The 18,174-nt window shown below is 49.5% G+C and carries 16 protein-coding genes; 9 read left to right on the top strand and 7 right to left on the bottom strand.

Going from position 1 to position 18,174, the window contains the following annotated elements; genetic code table 11:
• Positions 1-189 precede the first annotated feature (189 nt).
• Entirely contained in the window at positions 190-2,754 is a 2,565-nt protein-coding gene (locus TH61_RS10635) for a zinc-dependent metalloprotease (RefSeq protein ID WP_066508994.1), read from the top strand.
• A gap of 127 nt (positions 2,755-2,881) precedes the next feature.
• Here TH61_RS10635 and surE read toward each other — a convergent pair whose 3' ends face one another.
• A complete protein-coding gene (surE, locus tag TH61_RS10630) occupies positions 2,882-3,715 on the bottom strand; it encodes a 5'/3'-nucleotidase SurE (RefSeq protein ID WP_066512784.1) in 834 nt (277 codons plus the stop codon).
• A 135-nt stretch (positions 3,716-3,850) separates the two neighbouring features.
• On the opposite strand from surE, the gene TH61_RS10625 reads away from it, so the two are divergent.
• Positions 3,851-4,576, top strand: coding sequence for a hypothetical protein (locus TH61_RS10625; protein WP_157600680.1), 726 nt, complete (start codon positions 3,851-3,853; stop codon positions 4,574-4,576).
• A 71-nt stretch (positions 4,577-4,647) separates the two neighbouring features.
• Here TH61_RS10625 and TH61_RS10620 read toward each other — a convergent pair whose 3' ends face one another.
• On the bottom strand, positions 4,648-5,466 hold the full coding sequence (locus TH61_RS10620; RefSeq protein WP_066508989.1) for a pentapeptide repeat-containing protein: 819 nt from the start codon (positions 5,464-5,466) through the stop codon (positions 4,648-4,650).
• Positions 5,467-5,658: 192 nt separating this feature from the next.
• On the opposite strand from TH61_RS10620, the gene TH61_RS10615 reads away from it, so the two are divergent.
• The 7 genes from TH61_RS10615 (at position 5,659) to TH61_RS10585 (ending at position 12,690) form a co-directional block, all read left to right on the top strand.
• The gene (locus TH61_RS10615; RefSeq protein ID WP_066508987.1) at positions 5,659-6,096 is read left to right on the top strand and encodes a DoxX family protein; all 438 of its coding nucleotides are present in this window, start codon (positions 5,659-5,661) and stop codon (positions 6,094-6,096) included.
• 90 nt (positions 6,097-6,186) lie between these two features.
• Positions 6,187-7,941: a M14 family metallopeptidase gene (locus TH61_RS10610; protein ID WP_066508985.1), complete on the top strand. Its 1,755-nt coding sequence runs from the start codon at positions 6,187-6,189 to the stop codon at positions 7,939-7,941.
• Between the two features lie 127 nt (positions 7,942-8,068).
• A complete protein-coding gene (locus tag TH61_RS10605) occupies positions 8,069-8,740 on the top strand; it encodes an acetyltransferase (protein WP_066508980.1) in 672 nt (223 codons plus the stop codon).
• Positions 8,741-8,992: 252 nt separating this feature from the next.
• Positions 8,993-9,358: a BlaI/MecI/CopY family transcriptional regulator gene (locus TH61_RS10600; protein ID WP_066508978.1), complete on the top strand. Its 366-nt coding sequence runs from the start codon at positions 8,993-8,995 to the stop codon at positions 9,356-9,358.
• A 1-nt stretch (position 9,359) separates the two neighbouring features.
• Positions 9,360-10,844, top strand: coding sequence for a M56 family metallopeptidase (locus TH61_RS10595; protein ID WP_066508976.1), 1,485 nt, complete (start codon positions 9,360-9,362; stop codon positions 10,842-10,844).
• Between the two features lie 167 nt (positions 10,845-11,011).
• Positions 11,012-11,917, top strand: a complete 906-nt coding sequence (locus TH61_RS10590) for an ABC transporter ATP-binding protein (protein ID WP_066508974.1) — start codon at positions 11,012-11,014, stop codon at positions 11,915-11,917.
• Positions 11,914-12,690: an ABC transporter permease gene (locus TH61_RS10585; RefSeq protein WP_066508973.1), complete on the top strand. Its 777-nt coding sequence runs from the start codon at positions 11,914-11,916 to the stop codon at positions 12,688-12,690. The genes TH61_RS10590 and TH61_RS10585 overlap by 4 nt, the downstream gene beginning before the upstream one ends.
• 80 nt (positions 12,691-12,770) lie before the next feature.
• Here the strand turns inward: TH61_RS10585 and TH61_RS10580 are convergent, their stop codons facing one another.
• The 5 genes from TH61_RS10580 to dnaG all read right to left on the bottom strand — a co-directional run bounded on the left by TH61_RS10580 (position 12,771) and on the right by dnaG (position 18,096).
• Positions 12,771-13,454 carry a hypothetical protein gene (locus TH61_RS10580; RefSeq protein ID WP_066508971.1) on the bottom strand — a complete coding sequence of 228 codons (684 nt, stop codon included), beginning with the start codon at positions 13,452-13,454 and terminating at the stop codon, positions 12,771-12,773.
• 264 nt (positions 13,455-13,718) lie between these two features.
• The gene (locus TH61_RS10575) at positions 13,719-14,921 is read right to left on the bottom strand and encodes a bifunctional 3,4-dihydroxy-2-butanone-4-phosphate synthase/GTP cyclohydrolase II (RefSeq protein WP_066508969.1); all 1,203 of its coding nucleotides are present in this window, start codon (positions 14,919-14,921) and stop codon (positions 13,719-13,721) included.
• Positions 14,922-15,113: 192 nt separating this feature from the next.
• On the bottom strand, positions 15,114-15,617 hold the full coding sequence (locus tag TH61_RS10570; RefSeq protein ID WP_066508967.1) for a hypothetical protein: 504 nt from the start codon (positions 15,615-15,617) through the stop codon (positions 15,114-15,116).
• Positions 15,618-16,091 (bottom strand): hypothetical protein, encoded by a 474-nt coding sequence (locus tag TH61_RS10565; RefSeq protein WP_066508966.1) that lies wholly within the window; start codon positions 16,089-16,091, stop codon positions 15,618-15,620.
• A gap of 16 nt (positions 16,092-16,107) precedes the next feature.
• On the bottom strand, positions 16,108-18,096 hold the full coding sequence (gene dnaG / locus TH61_RS10560; protein ID WP_066508961.1) for a DNA primase: 1,989 nt from the start codon (positions 18,094-18,096) through the stop codon (positions 16,108-16,110).
• Between the last annotated feature and the right edge of the window lie 78 nt (positions 18,097-18,174).

Raw genomic sequence — 18,174 nt, 5'->3', positions numbered from 1 at the left:
AGTCAAACGATTAACGCTTGCTTGGCTTAAACGGCAGACCGCTACTTATTTTATAAAATAAAGTTTCAAAAAGCGGGTTTGGGCATTAAACCTTTGACGCGGGCGCTTGTCTATTGCTTGCAACCCAGGTTGCAAAACACCATCACACCAAACAAATCCTTTACTAACAAAACACCCCATACCACAAGTATGAAGAAATTCTTATTAACCCTCGGCTTGGTTGGCTCTGTTGCAGGAGCGACTATGGCCCAAGGCCGCACCCAGCCCGCCGACTCAACGCGCCGGGTAGCTGGAGCCGCCGGCATGGCAGGCACTGCCAACACCAAAGCCAAACCGAAGCCATACGCTGACGTGATCACTGACAAAGCCGTGTCAAAAGCCGGTTTTTTCAAGACGCACAAAGTAGATGACAAGTACTTCTTTGAGCTGGCAGACTCTGTATTGGGTCGTGAGCTATTGGTAGTAAACCGTATCTCCAAAGCCGGCGCCGAAGTACGTTCTGCCTCTGGCTACGCCGGTGACCAGATTGGTTCTGCCGTCATCATGTTTGAGAAAGGGCCGGATGACCGCATCTTCATGCGCAAAATCTCTTACGCCACCTACAGCCCAGACAGCACCAAGAGCATGTACCAGAGTGTACAGCGTTCTAACGTGCAGGCCATAGTAGCCGCCTTCAACGTGGCCGCTTATGGACCAAACAACAAGAGCACGGTGGTAGATGTAACCGATTACATCAAAGGCGAGAACGAGATTTTCTCCTTCAGCAATGCGGCGGGCAAGACCCGTTTCAGACTGGGTAACTTCCTCTCTGACCGTAGCTACATCCAAAACGTTCGAAGCTACCCTACCAACATTGAGGTAACTACCGTGAAGACGTATGTCTTGACGCCTCCCACCACTGGTTTCGGGGCAGCCCCTGCAGGTGGCGCGGCGGGTTCTACGTTGAACGGTTCTTCTACTATTGAGATCAACACCTCTATGGTTGTATTGCCTAAGAAGCCCATGCAGCCAAGATTCTTTGACCCACGCGTGGGTTACTTCACCGTTGGGTACACAGACTTTGACGCCAACCCACAAGGCGTGAAGGAAATTGAAATGGTGAAGCGCTGGAGACTGGAGCCTAAGCCTGAGGACATGGCCAAGTACAAGCGCGGCGAATTGGTAGAGCCTATCAAACCTATCATCTTCTACATTGACCCCGCTACGCCTAAGCAGTGGGTGCCTTACCTGATTGCAGGTGTGAACGACTGGCAGAAAGCCTTTGAGAAAGCCGGCTTCAAGAATGCCATCATTGGTAAAATGGCCCCAAGCGCCAAAGAGAATCCAAACTGGAGTCTAGACGATGCCCGTCACTCTGCCATTGTATACAAGCCTTCTGAAATCTCTAATGCCAGCGGTCCGTCTATCTCTGACCCACGCAGCGGCGAGATCATGGAAAGCCACATTAACTGGTACCACAACGTGATGAAATTGGTACGTGACTGGTACTTTATCCAGGCCGCCGCTATTGACCCACGTGCCCGTAAAATGGAATTCTCTGAAGAATTGATGGGTGACTTGATCCGTTTTGTGTCTTCACACGAAGTGGGTCACACTTTAGGCCTTCGTCACAACTACGGCTCAAGCTCAACGGTTCCTACAGAAAACCTGCGTGATAAGAAGTGGGTTGAGGCCAATGGCCATACGCCTTCTATCATGGACTACGCTCGCTTTAACTACGTGGCACAGCCAGAAGACAACATCTCTTCTAAAGGCATCTACCCAAGAATTGGCGACTATGACAACTGGGCCATTGAGTGGGGCTACCGCGTGTTGCCAAACGCCAAGAATGCGCAGGATGAGATTCCGGTCTTGAACAAGATGACCATGGAGAAATTGAAGAACCGCCGTAACTGGTTCGGGACGGAGATTAACCCAGATGATCCACACTCTCAGAACGAAGACTTGAGCGACAACGCCATGAAAGCCTCTGAGTACGGTATCAAGAACCTGCAGCGCACGTTGGCCAAGTTGCCAGAGTGGACCAAGTCTGAGAACGAAGGCTACGAGAACCTGGAGAACATCTATGGTCAGTTAACCGGTCAGTTCAACCGCTACATGGGCCACGTGGCCAAAAACATTGGTGGTATCTATGAGAACCCGAAGACGGTAGAACAAGAAGGCTTTATCTATGAGCGCACGCCAGCGGCTACCCAAAAAGAAGCCATGACGTTCCTAGATAAGCAATTGTTTACCACGCCAACTTGGTTGTTAAGCCCGGCCGTGTTGAACAACACCGGTGCTAACCCAATGGTGATCATCTCTAGAAGCCAGCAGGCAGTTTTGAACAGATTGGTAAGCCAGAACACGCTCACTAAACTGATTGCCGCTGAAGCCATGGATGGTAACAAAGCCTACAAGGTAACCGACTTCTTCACCGACATGAACGGCTCTATCTTCAAAGAACTGAAGAACAAGCAAGCCATTGACGTGTACCGTCGTAACCTTCAGAAGATCTACGTAGAAGAACTGATTGAATTGGTGAAACCAGCTCCAGCCCCAACCGCTGCGCAAGCAGCCGCTGGTGCCGGTAGAGGTACTGCTGCACCCACCATGGCCATCGGGCAGAGTGATGTGATTTCCGTAGCTAAAGCTGAGTTACGCAACATCAACAGCATGATCAAGTCTGCTTCTACCCAGACAGATGCCTTGAGCAACTACCACTTGCAAGACCTTTCTGACAGAATCACAGAGGCCTTGAACCCAAGAGGATAATTTTATTCAAGCTTTATAAAAAAAGGCTGCTCCAGAGATGGGGCAGCCTTTTTATTTTAGTGGCGGAAGAGAGTTCGATAACAATTCCGTTTTTGACCTGTTTTTTAGAAAACAGGTCAAAAACGGATTACCCCTCCTCGTGACCGCTTTCCATGGTCTTGGAACCTTTGAAAGGCTTTACCTCTGGATTCAGGTTCCACTCGTTGTTAAGTTGGGCAATGGCGAAGGCGGCGGTCATATCAAACTGGCAGGGCACTACAGAGACGTAGTTCTCGGCAAGGGCGGCCTCGTCCGTGTCGGCGCCCTTGTCAAAGTTCACGAAGTTACCGGTGAGCCAATAGTAGCTTCGGCCCATGGGGTCTTTGCGCTCGTCAAACTCCTCTTCCCATTTGGCGCGCGCCTGACGGCACACCCGCACCCCGGCAATGGGTTTATCAGATTTCTTCGGGAAGTTGACGTTCAAGGCAACGCCGTGCGGAATCCCAAACTCCAGCGCCTGACGCGTAATCATTTCCACGTACTTTTCTGTATGTGAGAAGTCAATATCATGGCCGTAGTCACACAATGAGAAACCAATGGCCGGCAGACCTTCAATGGCCGCCTCAATAGCTGCCGACATAGTTCCAGAATACAAGACGCTGATGCTGGAGTTGGAACCGTGGTTGATGCCGCTTACTACCAAGTCGGGTTTTCTATCCTTCAAGACATGGTGCTTGGCAATCTTGACGCAATCGGCGGGCGTGCCGGAGCATTCATAGGCCTCCAACTCTGGAAAGATGAGTGAACGGTCCAGACGAAGAGTGTCACCAATGGTGATGGCGTGTCCCATGCCAGATTGCGGTCCGTCTGGTGCTACTACTACCACGTCACCTATTTTGCGCATTACTTTCACCAGCGTATGAATACCCGGTGCCGTAATACCATCATCATTAGATACTAAAATCAGAGGCTTCTTTGCCATGTCTTCAAGGATTAAATGCGACGCCAAATTACCTTGAATACGCGCCATCGCCAAAAAAGAGCAAAGCAACTTACCTCCTACCCTTGCGTTATCTTTCTATAACTCGTACTTATGCTGCCCAATACTTTGACCACTATGAGAAAGACCCTCCTTGCTTTAGGCACCTGCTTATTCATAGCCTCTTGTGGCACCGACAACGCGACCACCACTACTACCCAAGAAGATTCAATTGCCGCCGCCGCTGAAGAAGCCAAAGAAGAAGAATTAACGCCAGAACCAGATGCTACTGAGACCGAAACCATGGACGACAATGCCATGGAAGCCGTCATTGCAGAGGACGTTTCTGCCGGCACCTCTACCTCGGCCAGCAAAGCGCCTAGTGCAGAAAACCCACTATTTAACCTGAGCATTCAGAAAGGTCAGGCCGGCGCCGTTAAGATTGGGATGACCATTGAAGAACTGCAAAAACAATACGGCTACAACAAACTCAAAGAAGTGGAACTGCAACAGGAAGGCACTGCCGTGAAAGCCTATGAAGTGCTAGGCGAACGCAACCGCACCGATATGCGCGTGGAACAGCAATGCAAAGGAACGGCTTGCAAAGTCTGGCGCATCACCGTACTCAACCCGGCTTTTAAAACCCAAAGCGGTATTGGCATCGGCTCTACCTACAAAGACCTAAAGGCAGCTATGAACATCAAAAGTGTAGCCCAAGGCGAAGGCAATTTTGTAGCCATCTCAGAGGATAGCAAGATGAGTTTTGTGTTGGATGTAAGTAGTATGCCAGCCCCTGAAGTGTCAAAGCTGAAGCTAAACACCGTGCCTGGTGATACTAAGGTGACCAGCGTGATGCTTTTCTAACTTCTAAATCCTTCAGAAACAGAAAGGGCGGCCACTTCACAGTAGCCGCCCTTTCTGTTGTTATTTACATCTTACTTAGCAACTTCAATCATAGAAGTGCTAGGCTTGGAGTTGTTGACTTTGGCGTATTTCACATCCAAGTCACCCGTGCGGGTGGCGCCGGCAAACTTCACATTGCCTTTCAGCTGGGAGTATTTAAAATCGGCGAAGCCGGTGAAACGAGCCTTCTGGAAATCTGCTCCGTCGTTGAACTCAGCATATTTGAAATTGGCAAGATCTGCAAACGTGGCGCCATTGAAGGCAGCCGCCTCTGGAAACTTGACATACTTGAACGTGGCATCGCCCAGGAACTTGGCTTTGCTGAAATCCACGGACTCCTGCACTTTCATGTACTTGAACAGAGCCTCTTTTTTGAAGGTGCTTCCGGCAAAGGAAACGGCGTCTTTAAACTTGGAATACTTGAACGCAGTCTTGCCCTCAAACACGCAATTGGCAAACGTCACGGCTTCTTCAAAATCTGTGTTGTAAATTTCATTCTTCAGGTCGCGTTTTTCTAGTTTAATATTCTCCCCTTCTATGTTGTCTGGGTTGTAGTAGGCTAGAACGTCGCCTTGAAAGGTGCAGTTCTCAAAGGTAAGCGGCGCGGTTACCTTGCTCAGGTACTCGCGTTGAGGGGTAATGGCGTCATTGCCTTTGTTGATATTGGTTACCTGCGTTTTGTTCTGCAACTGTGTCAGGTCCAGAAGACCAGTGATGGTTACATTTTTGTAGTTTACGCGCTCACCGCGGTTAATTTTGGCAATCACCTCAGAGGCAGGAACCGTGGTCTGTGCCCACAATGATACAGGTACTGCTATGAAAGCTAACAGGAAAAAGAACAAGTTTTTCATATGCGTTTGGTTTTGGTTTTTGGTGAGTCAGGTTAAAAGTAGTTCCAGATTAGGTTTCTGCTTTCTTACTTTTTTGATGCTTGTAGTCTAAAGACAGGGTTTCCTGAAGAGGGATGCACCATGGTAAAGATTTTTTTCAGATTTTAGCCTGATATTCTTAACCACACTACCAAACACCGCTCCTACACTAACATGCAACTTTTAAAAAACAACTACCGCTACCAAGACCTCGGGTTATTGATTCTCCGGGTGGGCATTGGCATTATGTTCATGGTGCACGGCTGGCCAAAAATAACGGGCGGTCCCGAGATGTGGGCCAAAGTAGGCGGAGCCATGGGCACACTAGGCATTACGCAGGGCGCTGTCATATGGGGCTTCTTAGCCTCCTTCGCCGAGGCAGGCGGTGGATTGCTGATGATTCTGGGCTTGTTTTTCCGTCCGGCCATGGTGTTGATGTTTTGTACCATGTTGGTAGCGGCCTACATGCACTTTGTGTCGGGTGACGGTTTTGCAGGCTATTCCCATGCCTTGGAAGCGGCCATTCTGTTCTTCAGCCTGCTCTTCATTGGACCGGGCCGCTACAGCTTAGATCAAAGCGTTTTCGGAACTTCGCCTGCGCGCCGGTACTAACTAAATACCTAATCACTTCCTTCGTTTTTAGCCTGATTTCTGGAAAACAGGCCAAAAACGGATTTCCTTCTTCCTTCTAACAAACACGCAATGCTTCTCACGCTTCTTTCCCTTCTCACCAGTTTCCTGTTGCAAACCTCACCAGCCCAAGACTGGCAAACGCCTTATGAGAAAAGTAAGAAGACGCAGACGGCCACCTATGAGGAGTGTATTGGGTATTATCAGCGCTTAAACCAGGCCTATCCAGAGATAAAGATGTCGCTTATTGGCCTAACCGATACCGGCAAACCACTGCACACCGTCGTCATCTCCACGGACCAGGACTTCGACCCGGTGTCTGTGCACCAGAAAGGCAAAACGGTGATTTTGATTCAGAACGGCATCCATCCGGGGGAGCCCGAAGGCATTGACGCGACCATGATGCTGGCCCGCGACCTCATGCAGAACAAAAAGCTGAAGGCCCAACTGGACAATGTGGTGCTGGTCATCATCCCCATCTACAATGTGGGCGGCGCTTTAAACAGAAACAGCCACACGCGCACCAACCAGAACGGCCCGGAGAGCTACGGCTTCAGGGGCAACGCCCGCAACCTGGACCTGAACCGCGATTTCATCAAGGAGGACTCTAGGAACGCCAAGACTTTCGCTACCATTTTCAGGACCTGGGACCCGGAAATTTTTATTGACAACCACACCAGCAACGGCGCCGACTACCAGTACACCATGACGCTTATTCCTACCCAGCACAACAAGCTGGGCGGCGCGCTGGGCAAGCACTTGAAACAACAGATGCTCCCGGCTTTGTATAAAGGCATGGAAAAGCGCAAATGGCCGTTGGTGCCCTACGTAAACTCGCGCGGCGAGACCCCGGAGACCGGCATTTTCGGTTTTGCAGATTTGCCGCGCTATGCCTCTGGCTATACCACCTTGTTCCAGACGCTGGGCTTCATCCCGGAGACGCACATGCTTAAATCGTTTGACAAGCGCGTAGCCTCCACCTATGACCTCATGTTGGAGTTTCTGGACTACGCCGCCAAAAACGGAAAGACCATCCAAACAGCCCGCCAGCAGGACCGCGCCGCTTTGCTCAGCCAACAGCAGTTTGCCTTGAACTGGGCCCCAGACACTACGCAGGTAGAAACCATCCAATTCAAAGGCTACGAGGCCAAGTACAAAGCCAGCGAGGTGAGTGGCCTGGAGCGTTTGTACTATGACCGCAAAGCGCCCTTCACGCGTCCGGTCAAGTTCTTCGACACCTTTAAACCAACCTTGATGGTGAGCAAGCCCGTGGCCTACCTTATTCCGCAGGCCTGGACCGAAGTCATTGAGCGCCTCCAGCAGAACCAGGTCACTTTGAAGCGCCTCAGCAAAGACACGTTGTTGACCCCAGAAACCTATTACATCACAGATTACAAAACCGGCCAGCGTCCGTACGAGGGCCATTACCTGCACACTGACGTGCAGGTGCGCAAAACTCAGCAGCCTATCCAATATTACGCCGGCGACTACGTAGTGTACCTGAACCAGGTGGCCAACCGCTTTTTGATGGAAGTGCTGGAACCGCAGGCCCCGGACTCCTACTTCGCCTGGAATTTCTTTGACTCGGTGCTGGGCCAGAAGGAGCATTTCTCTGCCTACGTGTTTGAGGACCTAGCCGCGCAGTACCTCAAGCAAGACCCCAAGTTGAAAGCCGCCCTGGAGGAAGCCAAAGCCAAAGACCCCAACCTGGCCAAAAGCGCCCAAGCCCAACTCAACTTCATCTACCGCAACACCCCTCATTATGAGAACACGCATAACCGCTACCCTGTGGCCCGCTGGCTAGGCGGTGCGTTGCCGGTGCAATAAGTTAGTGCTAACTATTCATTGGAAACATGCGATAAAAATCAATGGTTAACCATAATTAGCGATTACCTTTGGTCTCCCCTAATTGCTAACTATTTACATATATCAATAGGGCTGCGCCCAAATCTGCATGAAAAATCAAAAGGCAATCATCATTGGGACTGGTAAACTTGCTGAGTACGTGTACATGGCTCTTACACATGATAGCCTGTATGAAGTGGAAGCATTCAGTGTTGAAGCAGCTTTCAATGGACATTCAAATACATTATTTGGCCTTCAGATAATTACTTTAGAAAGCTTGCTTGAGTCACATCCTCCCGGTCAGTTCCATGTATTTATTGCAGTAGGAAATAATGCCCTCCGTGAACGGCTTTTCAAAAAGGTTAAAGCAATGGGTTTTACATGTTTGTCTTACCTTTCTTCCAGAGCAGTATTGTGGCCAGATTTAGTGTGTGGCGAGAACGTTTTAGTGACTGAACTTTCCGGAGTTCAACCCTTTGTGACAATCGGCGACAACTCGATTCTTTTCGGAGCAAGGGTTGGACACCATTCGGTTATTGGAAATCATACTCTCATTAGTGGATGTACACTAGCTGGTAATGTTAAGGTGGGTGATAGTACATTTATTGGACTAAATGTTGCGGTGAAGGAGAATATTAATATCGGTGAAGCTAATATTATTGGCATGGGAAGTATAATAGTGAATGACACAAGCAATGGCGAGGTGTACTTAAATGCACCAACAAAAAGGAGAGACATGCCCACTAACGTAAAAATTAAATTCTCTGAAAAATTTCTTTAGGCTCAAATCATTTAATTAAAAGTCTCAATATTTAATAAAAGCTCTCACCACTTATTGATAAATTTTTTGTTACATAATACCATATTCAAAAAAAAATTAAAATTTCCTCAAAAAGCCTCTTCTGACACCCAGAAGAGGCTTTTTGATTTTATATGAAAATATTTTTCCTGAAAGCTTGTTACCTATTACGAATATTTCGTAGAATTACTAAACAATCGTAACACTACGAACATCTCGCATAAAAATAAACTCATGGAAAAGCTGACGCAACAAGAAGAGGAAGCCATGCAGGTCATCTGGGAAACCCAGGGCGGCTTCATCAAGGATTTTCTGGACAAGCTCCCTGAGCCCAAGCCGCCCTATACCACGCTGGCCTCTACCGTCAAGAACCTGGAGAAGAAAGCCTTCGTGCAGGGGGAGAAACTGGGCAACACCTACCGCTACGCCCCCCTCATCAAAGCCGAAGAATACAAGAAGAAGTTCATGAAGGGCTTTGTGGGCAACTACTTCCAGAACTCCTACAAGGAGCTGGTGGCCTTCTTCGTGAAGGAGAAACAGCTGAGCCCCCAGGAACTGAAAGAAATCATGGACATGATTGAAAACCAAAAATCCAACTGATATGCCAGCGCTCCTCCTCTATCTGCTTCAGGTGAATATTGGGATTGCCCTCTTGTATCTCACCTACCAACTGCTGTTGCGCCCCACCACGTTCTATCAGCTGAACCGCTGGTTTCTGGCGGGTGGCTTGGTTCTGGCTAACGTCCTTCCGTTGCTTGATTTCTCCTCTCTGTTCATTAAAAATGAGCAGGTGTTCCAGACATTGGCTACGTTTTCGGGTACGTGGACCTTTCCAGCCACTACTGCAAGTGAAGAAACTGCTTTTGATTATTGGCAGATCCCAGTTTATCTCTTCTGGCTGGGCGTAGGTGTGATGGCCATAAGGCTGTTAGTGCAGATGGCGTCTTTGTACCGGCTGCACAGAAAGTCCCGGCGGGCGGCGTTCCAAGGCATCCCGTACAGGCAGTTGCCGGTGGCTTTTCCGCCGTTCTCCTTCGCCAACACCATCTACTTTAACCCCAACCTGCACCCCCAGCGGGATTGGCTGCCCATCCTTCAGCATGAGCACACGCACGTGACCCAGTGGCATACCCTGGATATCCTGCTGGTAGAGTTGACCTGCCTGTTCCACTGGTTCAACCCGGCCGTCTGGCTCTTGCGCATTTCTCTTAAACAGAACCTTGAGTTCTTAACCGACCAGCAGACCCTAGAGGCCGGCATTGATAGAAAACAGTACCAGTTCTCGCTTCTGCAAACGGCGGGAGCGCCCCCCATAGCCTTTACTTCTTCCTTTAACTACCATTCACTTAAACACCGAATCATGATGATGAACAAAGCTCCCTCTACCCGGGTACAGCAAGCGCGTTTCTTGGTAGCTATTCCGGCCCTGGCCCTCTCGCTTTTCTCGTTGCAGGGAATGGCGCAGACTTCACCTGTCTCCATCTTGGAGCAGACCACCCAAGACGGTCAGAAAATCATCTCTCAACAGGATGATTATGATGTATTCAAGCGAAGGAATCCTACGGTTGATAAGCTAGGCTGGAATCAAGAGAACCTTTATGTACACCTAAAATCTGGCAAAACCGAAGTCTATCCTAGAACGGCAAAAGGGTTGGCAGAAGCTGAGAAGAAATACGGCACATTGCCTTCGCCGCCTCCCCCACCACCGCCTGCCCCAGCTGCACCTAACGCACCAGATGCCGCCTTGGCCCCACCACCGCCTCCACCGGCCATGAACGTAGACTTACCGGCAGATTTCAAGAAGCGTAACCCAACGGTGAAAGGCATTAGCGCCAGCGAAGACACTTTTTATGTGGTCTTTAAAAATGGTGAAGTGGAATCTTTTGACGCGACGGCAGAAGGAAGAGCCGCCTTTGAGAAGAAGTACGGGGCCTTGCCGCCACCTCCACCACCTACACGCATAGAGGTAAACGAGATGGCTCCTCCGCCACCGCCAAAAGTTAAAAAGAAGAATTTGCCACCTTCACCACCTAATGTAATCGTGGATGAAATGGCCCCGCCGCCACCGAAGCGCAAAAACAAGTAAGCTCCGTTTTTGGCTTCTTTTGGTCAAAACAGGCCAAAAACAGAAAGCCCGTTACAAGAGCGGGCTTTCTGTTTTTCAGGGATAAATATTCAAGATTCGTAATTCTCTTAAATCCTTCTAGCTTTGTAGAAAGGCCAAAGTAGGCCGCTCTTTAAGCAAAGACAGATTTGGCAAACGTATTAGACATACAGGGGCTCAGCAAGCGGTACAAGTCCGTGCAGGCCCTGGACCAATTAAGCATCAGCGTGCCCGAGGGCAGCATCTACGGATTGCTGGGCCCCAACGGAAGCGGCAAGACCACCACGCTGGGCATTGTACTGGACGTGATTAACCCCACTGCTGGTACGTTCCAATGGTTTGGGCAGCCGCTCTCCAAAGAAACCAAGCGACGCATTGGCGCCCTGCTGGAAACGCCCAACTTCTACCCCTACCTGACAGGCCTTCAAAACCTGAAGATTGTTGCTGACATCAAGCGCGTAGACCACAGCCAGGTGCAGACCGTGCTGGAAACCGTGGGCTTGGCCAACCGCCAGCACAATGACTTTAAGGGCTACTCTCTGGGCATGAAACAGCGTCTGGCCATTGGGTCGGCGTTGCTAGGTAACCCCGAGGTGTTGGTCTTGGATGAACCTACCAACGGACTGGACCCAGAAGGCATTGCTGAGGTTCGGGAATTGATTCTCAACGTGGCCAAACAAGGAAAGACCATTCTATTGGCCAGTCACCTGTTGGACGAGGTAGAGAAAGTCTGCACCCACATGGCTGTGTTGCGCGCCGGCCACCTCAAAGCCGAAGGCCCGGTAGGCACCATCATGTCGGCGCATGACTTGGTGATTATCAACGGCGGCGCGCCGCTGGAGAAGCTGGAGGAGATTGCCCGGTCCCTGCCCATTGTGACAGATGCCAAGATTATTCACCACCAGGTACAGCTCATCCTGCAAACCGGCGTGGATAGCGCAGAGGTGAACAAGGCCTTCTTCGCGCAGGGCATTGCCTTGAGCCAACTCACCGTGCGCAAGAAAACCCTGGAAAGCCAGTTCATGGAAATCATTAAAGCCGATAAGAAAATATGACTCCGTCCCTCCTCCGCATTGAGCTCAGAAAGCTATTACCTTACAAAACCGCTTGGGTGATTCTGGCCGTCTTTGCCGCGCTCCTGTTTTTGATTCTGCACATCAGTAGTAACGTGACCATCAATGGCCAGACCGCCGGGCCATCGTTCTATGAGTTCCCGGGCCTGTGGCCGAAGGTGACCTACGTGGCCAGCTACTTCAATTTGTTGCTAGGCATTCTGATTGTGATTGCTGTCACGGATGAGTTCACGTTCAGGACGTTGCGCCAGCAGATTATTGACGGTTACACCCGCGCCGATGTGGTGCAGGCCAAGTACTCCGTGGTATTGCTACTGGGCTTTGCCTGCGCGCTGTATGTGTTCTTGCTTGGCTTGTTCTTTGGCATTACTAGAGCCACCGAGGTGCCCTTCTCTAAAATGTACGTAGACGCCGAGGCCGTGCTGTATTACCTGGTGCAGGCCATCGGGTACATGTCCCTGGCCATGCTCTTCGGGTTCTTGATTAAGAAAAGCGGATTGGCTATTCTGGCGTTTTTGATTTACGCGAAAATCCTGGAGCCCATCATCCATTACCAACTGCCCGACCACATAGACAAGTACTTCCCGATGAAGGTATTGTCCAGCCTCACGCCCATGCCCGGCAAAGAAATGTTTGAGATGGTGACCGGTGCTTCTGAGGCCTTAACGCCTATGCACGCTTTATTACCAGCGGTCCTATACATTGGCCTATTCAGCTTCCTGAGCTACTTTTTGCTGCGCTTTCGAGATTTATAACCTGATAAAGGTATAAAGCAGAACGCTCCGCTGAGATTCTTTTCAGCGGAGCGTTCTGCTTTATAATTGAATTGCCTTTCTTAAGAAATAGTCCCGAAGTATGTCACTATCTTCACCAGGTCCGGAAGGCTAGTGTACTTAAGTTTGTTCTGCTTAATGTAGGTTTTCATCTGGCCGTTCTTCTTGCCAAACACCACCTCCAGGTCTTTCTTCACGTTTCTGAGCTCTTTCACCTTGCCGCTGGGCAACAGCAGGAAAAAGATGTCTTGACGTGCATCTACGTAATACGGGCCAGCTCCAGGATAACCGCCTGCTGGGTAATAACCGCCCATATTTCTGTAATACGGGTCACGGCTGATGTCTTTTCTAACCATGGTTTCGCGGCGCAGCAAGCCATATTTACCCATGGCAATTTGCTCAAAAAACGCCGGCGCCTGAAAATCACTGTAGTCGTTCCCGAAGTTCCACTTATGTGTCACAAACACTCTTCTAAAGCGTCCGTCCTTGTCAACAGCCTCAAAGCCGCGAACAGCCACCGGTGCCAAAGCCACCACGCCACCGTCTTCCTTCACCACTTTAATCAAATCCTCGGTGCGGTGGTAGGTGATTTTGCCGTTGATGGAGTCTCCGTTGGCTAGGTAGATTTTACCTAGTGACCACTCGTCTACCAACCCAGACGCTTGCGCCATGGCTTGGGTAGAGAATAGGACTGCCAGCACCAAAAGCCCCAGCCCTTTCCAAACTGTTTTCTTCAAATCCATCATATCCCCCAATTATATCTTATTATTACTATATACCAACAAATCAACCAGAAAGTTGTTTTTGCTCAGGCTATTAAAACGAAGAAAGGAAGCCAGAACGTGTCTTCAAATCCAATGAGAAGATACCAAAAGTTCTATTTTCCTTTTACGTGTTAAAAGCAAGAATCAGGCCTAAACCAAATAGAAAAAGAAAAGGCGAAAAGCGGATTCCCTTGGGTCTCCGTTTTTCGCCTCATTTGGTAAAAACAGGTCAAAAATGACTTCTTTCTACTTTTTCATGATGGTATGCCCCAGCTTGTCGCGCTTGGTAGTGAGGTAGCGCTGGTTGTGTTCATTGGCGGCAATCTCAATAGGAATTTGCTCTACAATCTCCAGCCCGTAGCCAATTAGTCCCGTGCGCTTTCTAGGGTTATTAGATAGCAAACGCATTTTAGTCACGCCTAAGTCGCGTAGAATCTGGGCACCCACGCCGTAGTCACGCTCATCTGTGCCAAAGCCCAATTGCAAGTTGGCCTCAACCGTATCTAAGCCTTGTTCTTGAAGTTTGTAGGCTTTCAGTTTATTCAAAAGGCCAATGCCGCGGCCTTCCTGGTTCATGTACACAATCACGCCCTTGCCTTCTTGCTCAATGATTTCCATGGCGCGGTGCAGCTGCGGTCCGCAGTCACAGCGGCAAGACCCGAAGATGTCACCGGTCACGCAAGAAGAGTGCACGCGCACCAACACGGGCTCGTTCTCTGACCAAGTGCCTTTTACAAGTGCCAGGTGCTTGGCGTTGTTGCTACGCTGGGTGTAGGCATACAAATCAAAATTCCCGAAGTCCGTAGGCAGTTCCACGGCAATTTCGCGCTCAATGAGGCTCTCCTTCTGCAGTCTGTATTGAATGAGGTCCTTGATGGAAATCAGCTTCAGGTCGAAGCGCTCGGCTACTTTCTCCAGGTCCGGCATGCGGGCCATGGTGCCGTCTTCGTTCATGATTTCTACCAACACCCCAGCTGGTGCCAGACCGGCCAGCAAGGCTAAGTCAACGGCGGCCTCGGTGTGGCCGGCTCTTCTAATCACGCCTTCTTTGCGCGCACGCAACGGGAAGATGTGACCAGGCTTGCCTAAAGAAGCGGGATCTGTTTTTGGGTCTGCTAAGGCCAGAATGGTTTTGGCGCGGTCACTAGCAGAGATACCGGTGGTACAGCCATGGCCCAACAAGTCCACACTTACAGTGAACGGGGTAGCGTGCAAAGCGGTGTTACGGCCTACCATCAGTTCCAGGCCAAGTTCGTCGCAGCGCTCCTCGGTGATGGGGGCGCAAATGAGGCCGCGGCCGTGGGTGGCCATGAAGTTGACAATCTCTGGGGTTATCTTCTCGGCGGCACAGATAAAGTCGCCTTCGTTTTCGCGGTCATCATCATCTACCACTATGACTACCTTACCGGCTCTGATGTCATCAATGGCATCTTGTATTTTATCTAACATGACATTACTGTAAAGTGAAGGCCGTGTTTTTTCCACAAAAGAAGAACCCATGCCTTTGGATGCGCAAAGATAGCAGTTTTTTATGCCTAACCCTTGTTAGGAAGCAGTATCCTTAAAGTGCATAGTTTGGGGAGGCGTTTTTGGCCTGTTTTCTGGGAAAGAGGGCAAAAATGGATTGAAGAACCAGATGGACTAGCTGAATACGTCCAGAGAGTTCCAATAAATTCCCATCTGCCCTCTCCTTCGCATAGCTACCCTATCAATTCTTTCAGGGAATGAAATCTGTTTACCCTCTAACATAAACTCTTGGAGGCTTTTGAAAGAGGAAAATCTATTAAATACAAAATCCCAGTCTATGTAATAGCTTAGCATCCAAGCGAGTTCCTTGTCAAGTGTTCCTGCGCGGATACGGTTATCTAGAACCTGAATTACTTTAAGTTCAGAGTCCTCATCCAATTCACAAATTCCTGATAAGTCACTAGGCTCAACTTGCGCGTACCATTGTAGAAAAAGGGCTCTTTTTAAGGCTTCAGGCTCAAGTTCTGCTAACACTGCATATTGACTATGCACTTCTTTATAAGCCACAAAGATTTCTTGCAATGTGACTTCATCTCGCGTTTTGCTACTTTTTAGTTGAAGGGCTCGAGAATAAAGCCTGTTTTCTTCTTGTGCCAGTTGTTGCAAGTTAAAACCCATCTACAACTGTGGTATGTTGCTAATCTTTTCAATTACTGGGTCCAAAGTAGAAATGATATGTACCACATGGTTCTGACAGTAAACTCCGTAATGCATTAATTCATCTGAAAAGATGTAATCAGCTATCGTTTCATTTTTAATAAAATCCATATACCTAGATTTTTTAAAAATACAGAAGGTGTTAAACTCTCCTGTTTCATACTCTTCCCAATCATTGAAGTTTAAAAAACTCTCATTAAATACCTGATAAGCCACATAACGATGGAAGGAGATGTTAAACTTTGTTCCGTTTTCATTCACCGACAATAGACGGTTCTCCGAAATCACCTTATCATTGATTAGTACATCTTGTACAGTTTCAGAAGTCATGAATTCTGAAATTTCCAGACAAAGACCATTATCTCTGGGTTCATACAATGCAGTTAAATACATTGATGGATACCGGTTAATTTCTTGGAAATTCTTCATTTGCATAATTCCCAATTGTAAATTACCGGTTCACCACTATGCCCAGCATATCACCAATCTGCTTTTCAAAGTCTTTGAGGGCTTTGATGGTGCGGAGGACCTTGTCCAGTTCCTGAGGGTCTTGCATGGTTTGCAGGCTTTCCATGTGGACGCGGATCATGGCCTGCACGTTGCGCCACTTCAGACGAAGGACCTCGCGCTCAGAGCCGTACTGGATGAGGTCAATCTCGCGGGGCACGAAAACTTCGTGCTTGGCCCACCCATCGCTGAGCTCGTACTTCTCGCTGATTAAATCAATAATCTCCTTGACAACTTCCTTGTCTTCGCTTTGCATCATTTCAGCCGATGTAGGATGAAATCCCTGCTCCAGTTTAATGCGGCACATGTCAAAGAGGCGCTTGTAGATGGGCGTCTGGAATTCAATATCCTCCAACTCGCCGAGCATAAATTGGCTGGTCGTGACTCCGGCCTCCACTTCTTTGTCGGCGTAGTTTAGGATGAGGCGGATGACTTCGCGCTCCCGGGTCCTGATGAGGCTGGTGGTGTCTTCGGTTTGGTTTTCCTGTTCGTAAGCTTCAGCCTCTGCCGCTGCGGCGGCTTCTGCCTCGGCGGCCATCTCCTCAAAAGAGCCCGGCGCGTAAGAACCCGGCGAGAAGGCGGATGGCGCAGAACCGGGCGCTGGCTTTGAAGCCTTTTGCTCTGCTAGGTGAATCTTGTTGTACTCAGAGATGAGCACCTGCTCGTCAATCCCGAACTGGATACTACACTGCTTCAAAAACACCGACCGCTTGATGGCGTCTGGTATCTTGGCAATGGAGACCACCATCTCTCTAATGGCATCTGCCTTCTTGACGGGGTTGTTCTTGGCTTCCTGGGCGTAGAGCTCAGCCTTGAACGAGATAAAATCCTGGCTGTGCGCTTTGAGGTACTCTTTGAATTTGGTATCGCCTACCTTTCTAATGTAGCTGTCCGGGTCATCGCCGTCGGGGAACAAGACCACGTCCACGTTCAGGCCGCCTTCCAGAATCAGGTCGATGCCGCGCAGAGAAGCCTTGATGCCCGCCGGGTCACCGTCATACAACACCGTGATGTTCTTGGTATAGCGGCCAATGAGTTTGATTTGGTTCTCAGTCAGAGACGTCCCCGAAGAGGCCACCACATTCTCAATACCGCCCTGGTGAAGAGACAGCACATCCAGATACCCTTCTACTAGGTAACAAACGTCCTCCTGCCGAATAGCCTGCTTGGCCTGAAACATGCCGTACAGCACATCAGACTTATGGTAAATAGGCGACTCTGGCGAGTTTACATACTTAGGCGATTTCTTGTCATTGGGCTTGAGCGTACGCGCGCCAAAGCCAATGGTACGGCCGCTTACATTCTGAATCGGGAACATGACCCGCCCCCTGAAGCGGTCATACTGCTTGCCTTCTTCCTGCTTGACAATGGTGAGGCCAGTCTCCTCCAGGTACTTGAGTTGGAAGCCTTTCTCCAACGCCGCTTTGGTGAAATCATCCCAGGAATCCAGGCTGTAGCCTAGCTCAAACTTCTGGATGGTTGCCGCAGACAAGCCACGTTGCTTAAAATAGGGCGCGCCTATGCTCTGGCCTTCGTCGTTCTTATGAAGCGCCTTGACGTAGTATTCTTTGGCAAAATCAGAGATGATGTACAGGCTGTCCTTCTCATTTTGGGCTTGTACGGCGGCTGGGCTAGTGTCTTCCTCAATGTCAATGCTGTACTTCTTGGCTAGGTACTTAAGCGCCTCCACATAGCTGGTGCCCTCAATGTCCATGATGAACTGCACCGCGTTGCCCGCCTTTCCGCACCCGAAGCACTTGTAAATCCCCTTATTGGGCGCTACCGAAAAAGACGGTGATTTTTCAAAATGAAAAGGACAAGGCGCCCACAGGTTCTGGCCCTTCTTCTTCAAACTCACAAAATCACCCACCACCTCCACTATGTCGGCTTGCAAGATGATCTGGTCAACAACTTCTTTCTTTATCAGGGCCATGGGTACTCAGGAAAAATCTGGGGAGTTGACAAAGATACTGCGAAGGTTTGAGAGTCAATTGTCAATTCTAATATGCAG

It is taken from the genome of Rufibacter sp. DG15C, from assembly GCF_001577755.1.
Taxonomy (GTDB): Bacteria; Bacteroidota; Bacteroidia; order Cytophagales; family Hymenobacteraceae; genus Nibribacter.
Note: the sequence above shows the minus strand (reverse complement) of the source record. Positions and strands in the feature narration are given on the sequence as shown.

Coding starts and splice junctions, on each gene's coding strand:
- TH61_RS10635 (WP_066508994.1), top strand. CDS start 190: ATGAAGAAATTCTTATTAACCCTCGGCTTGGTTGGCTCTGTTGCAGGA.
- TH61_RS10595 (WP_066508976.1), top strand. CDS start 9,360: ATGCCAGCGCTCCTCCTCTATCTGCTTCAGGTGAATATTGGGATTGCC.
- TH61_RS10605 (WP_066508980.1), top strand. CDS start 8,069: ATGAAAAATCAAAAGGCAATCATCATTGGGACTGGTAAACTTGCTGAG.
- TH61_RS10600 (WP_066508978.1), top strand. CDS start 8,993: ATGGAAAAGCTGACGCAACAAGAAGAGGAAGCCATGCAGGTCATCTGG.
- TH61_RS10580 (WP_066508971.1), bottom strand. CDS start 13,454: ATGATGGATTTGAAGAAAACAGTTTGGAAAGGGCTGGGGCTTTTGGTG.
- TH61_RS10615 (WP_066508987.1), top strand. CDS start 5,659: ATGCAACTTTTAAAAAACAACTACCGCTACCAAGACCTCGGGTTATTG.
- TH61_RS10575 (WP_066508969.1), bottom strand. CDS start 14,921: ATGTTAGATAAAATACAAGATGCCATTGATGACATCAGAGCCGGTAAG.
- surE (WP_066512784.1), bottom strand. CDS start 3,715: ATGGCAAAGAAGCCTCTGATTTTAGTATCTAATGATGATGGTATTACG.
- dnaG (WP_066508961.1), bottom strand. CDS start 18,096: ATGGCCCTGATAAAGAAAGAAGTTGTTGACCAGATCATCTTGCAAGCC.
- TH61_RS10585 (WP_066508973.1), top strand. CDS start 11,914: ATGACTCCGTCCCTCCTCCGCATTGAGCTCAGAAAGCTATTACCTTAC.
- TH61_RS10620 (WP_066508989.1), bottom strand. CDS start 5,466: ATGAAAAACTTGTTCTTTTTCCTGTTAGCTTTCATAGCAGTACCTGTA.
- TH61_RS10570 (WP_066508967.1), bottom strand. CDS start 15,617: ATGGGTTTTAACTTGCAACAACTGGCACAAGAAGAAAACAGGCTTTAT.
- TH61_RS10625 (WP_157600680.1), top strand. CDS start 3,851: ATGAGAAAGACCCTCCTTGCTTTAGGCACCTGCTTATTCATAGCCTCT.
- TH61_RS10610 (WP_066508985.1), top strand. CDS start 6,187: ATGCTTCTCACGCTTCTTTCCCTTCTCACCAGTTTCCTGTTGCAAACC.
- TH61_RS10565 (WP_066508966.1), bottom strand. CDS start 16,091: ATGCAAATGAAGAATTTCCAAGAAATTAACCGGTATCCATCAATGTAT.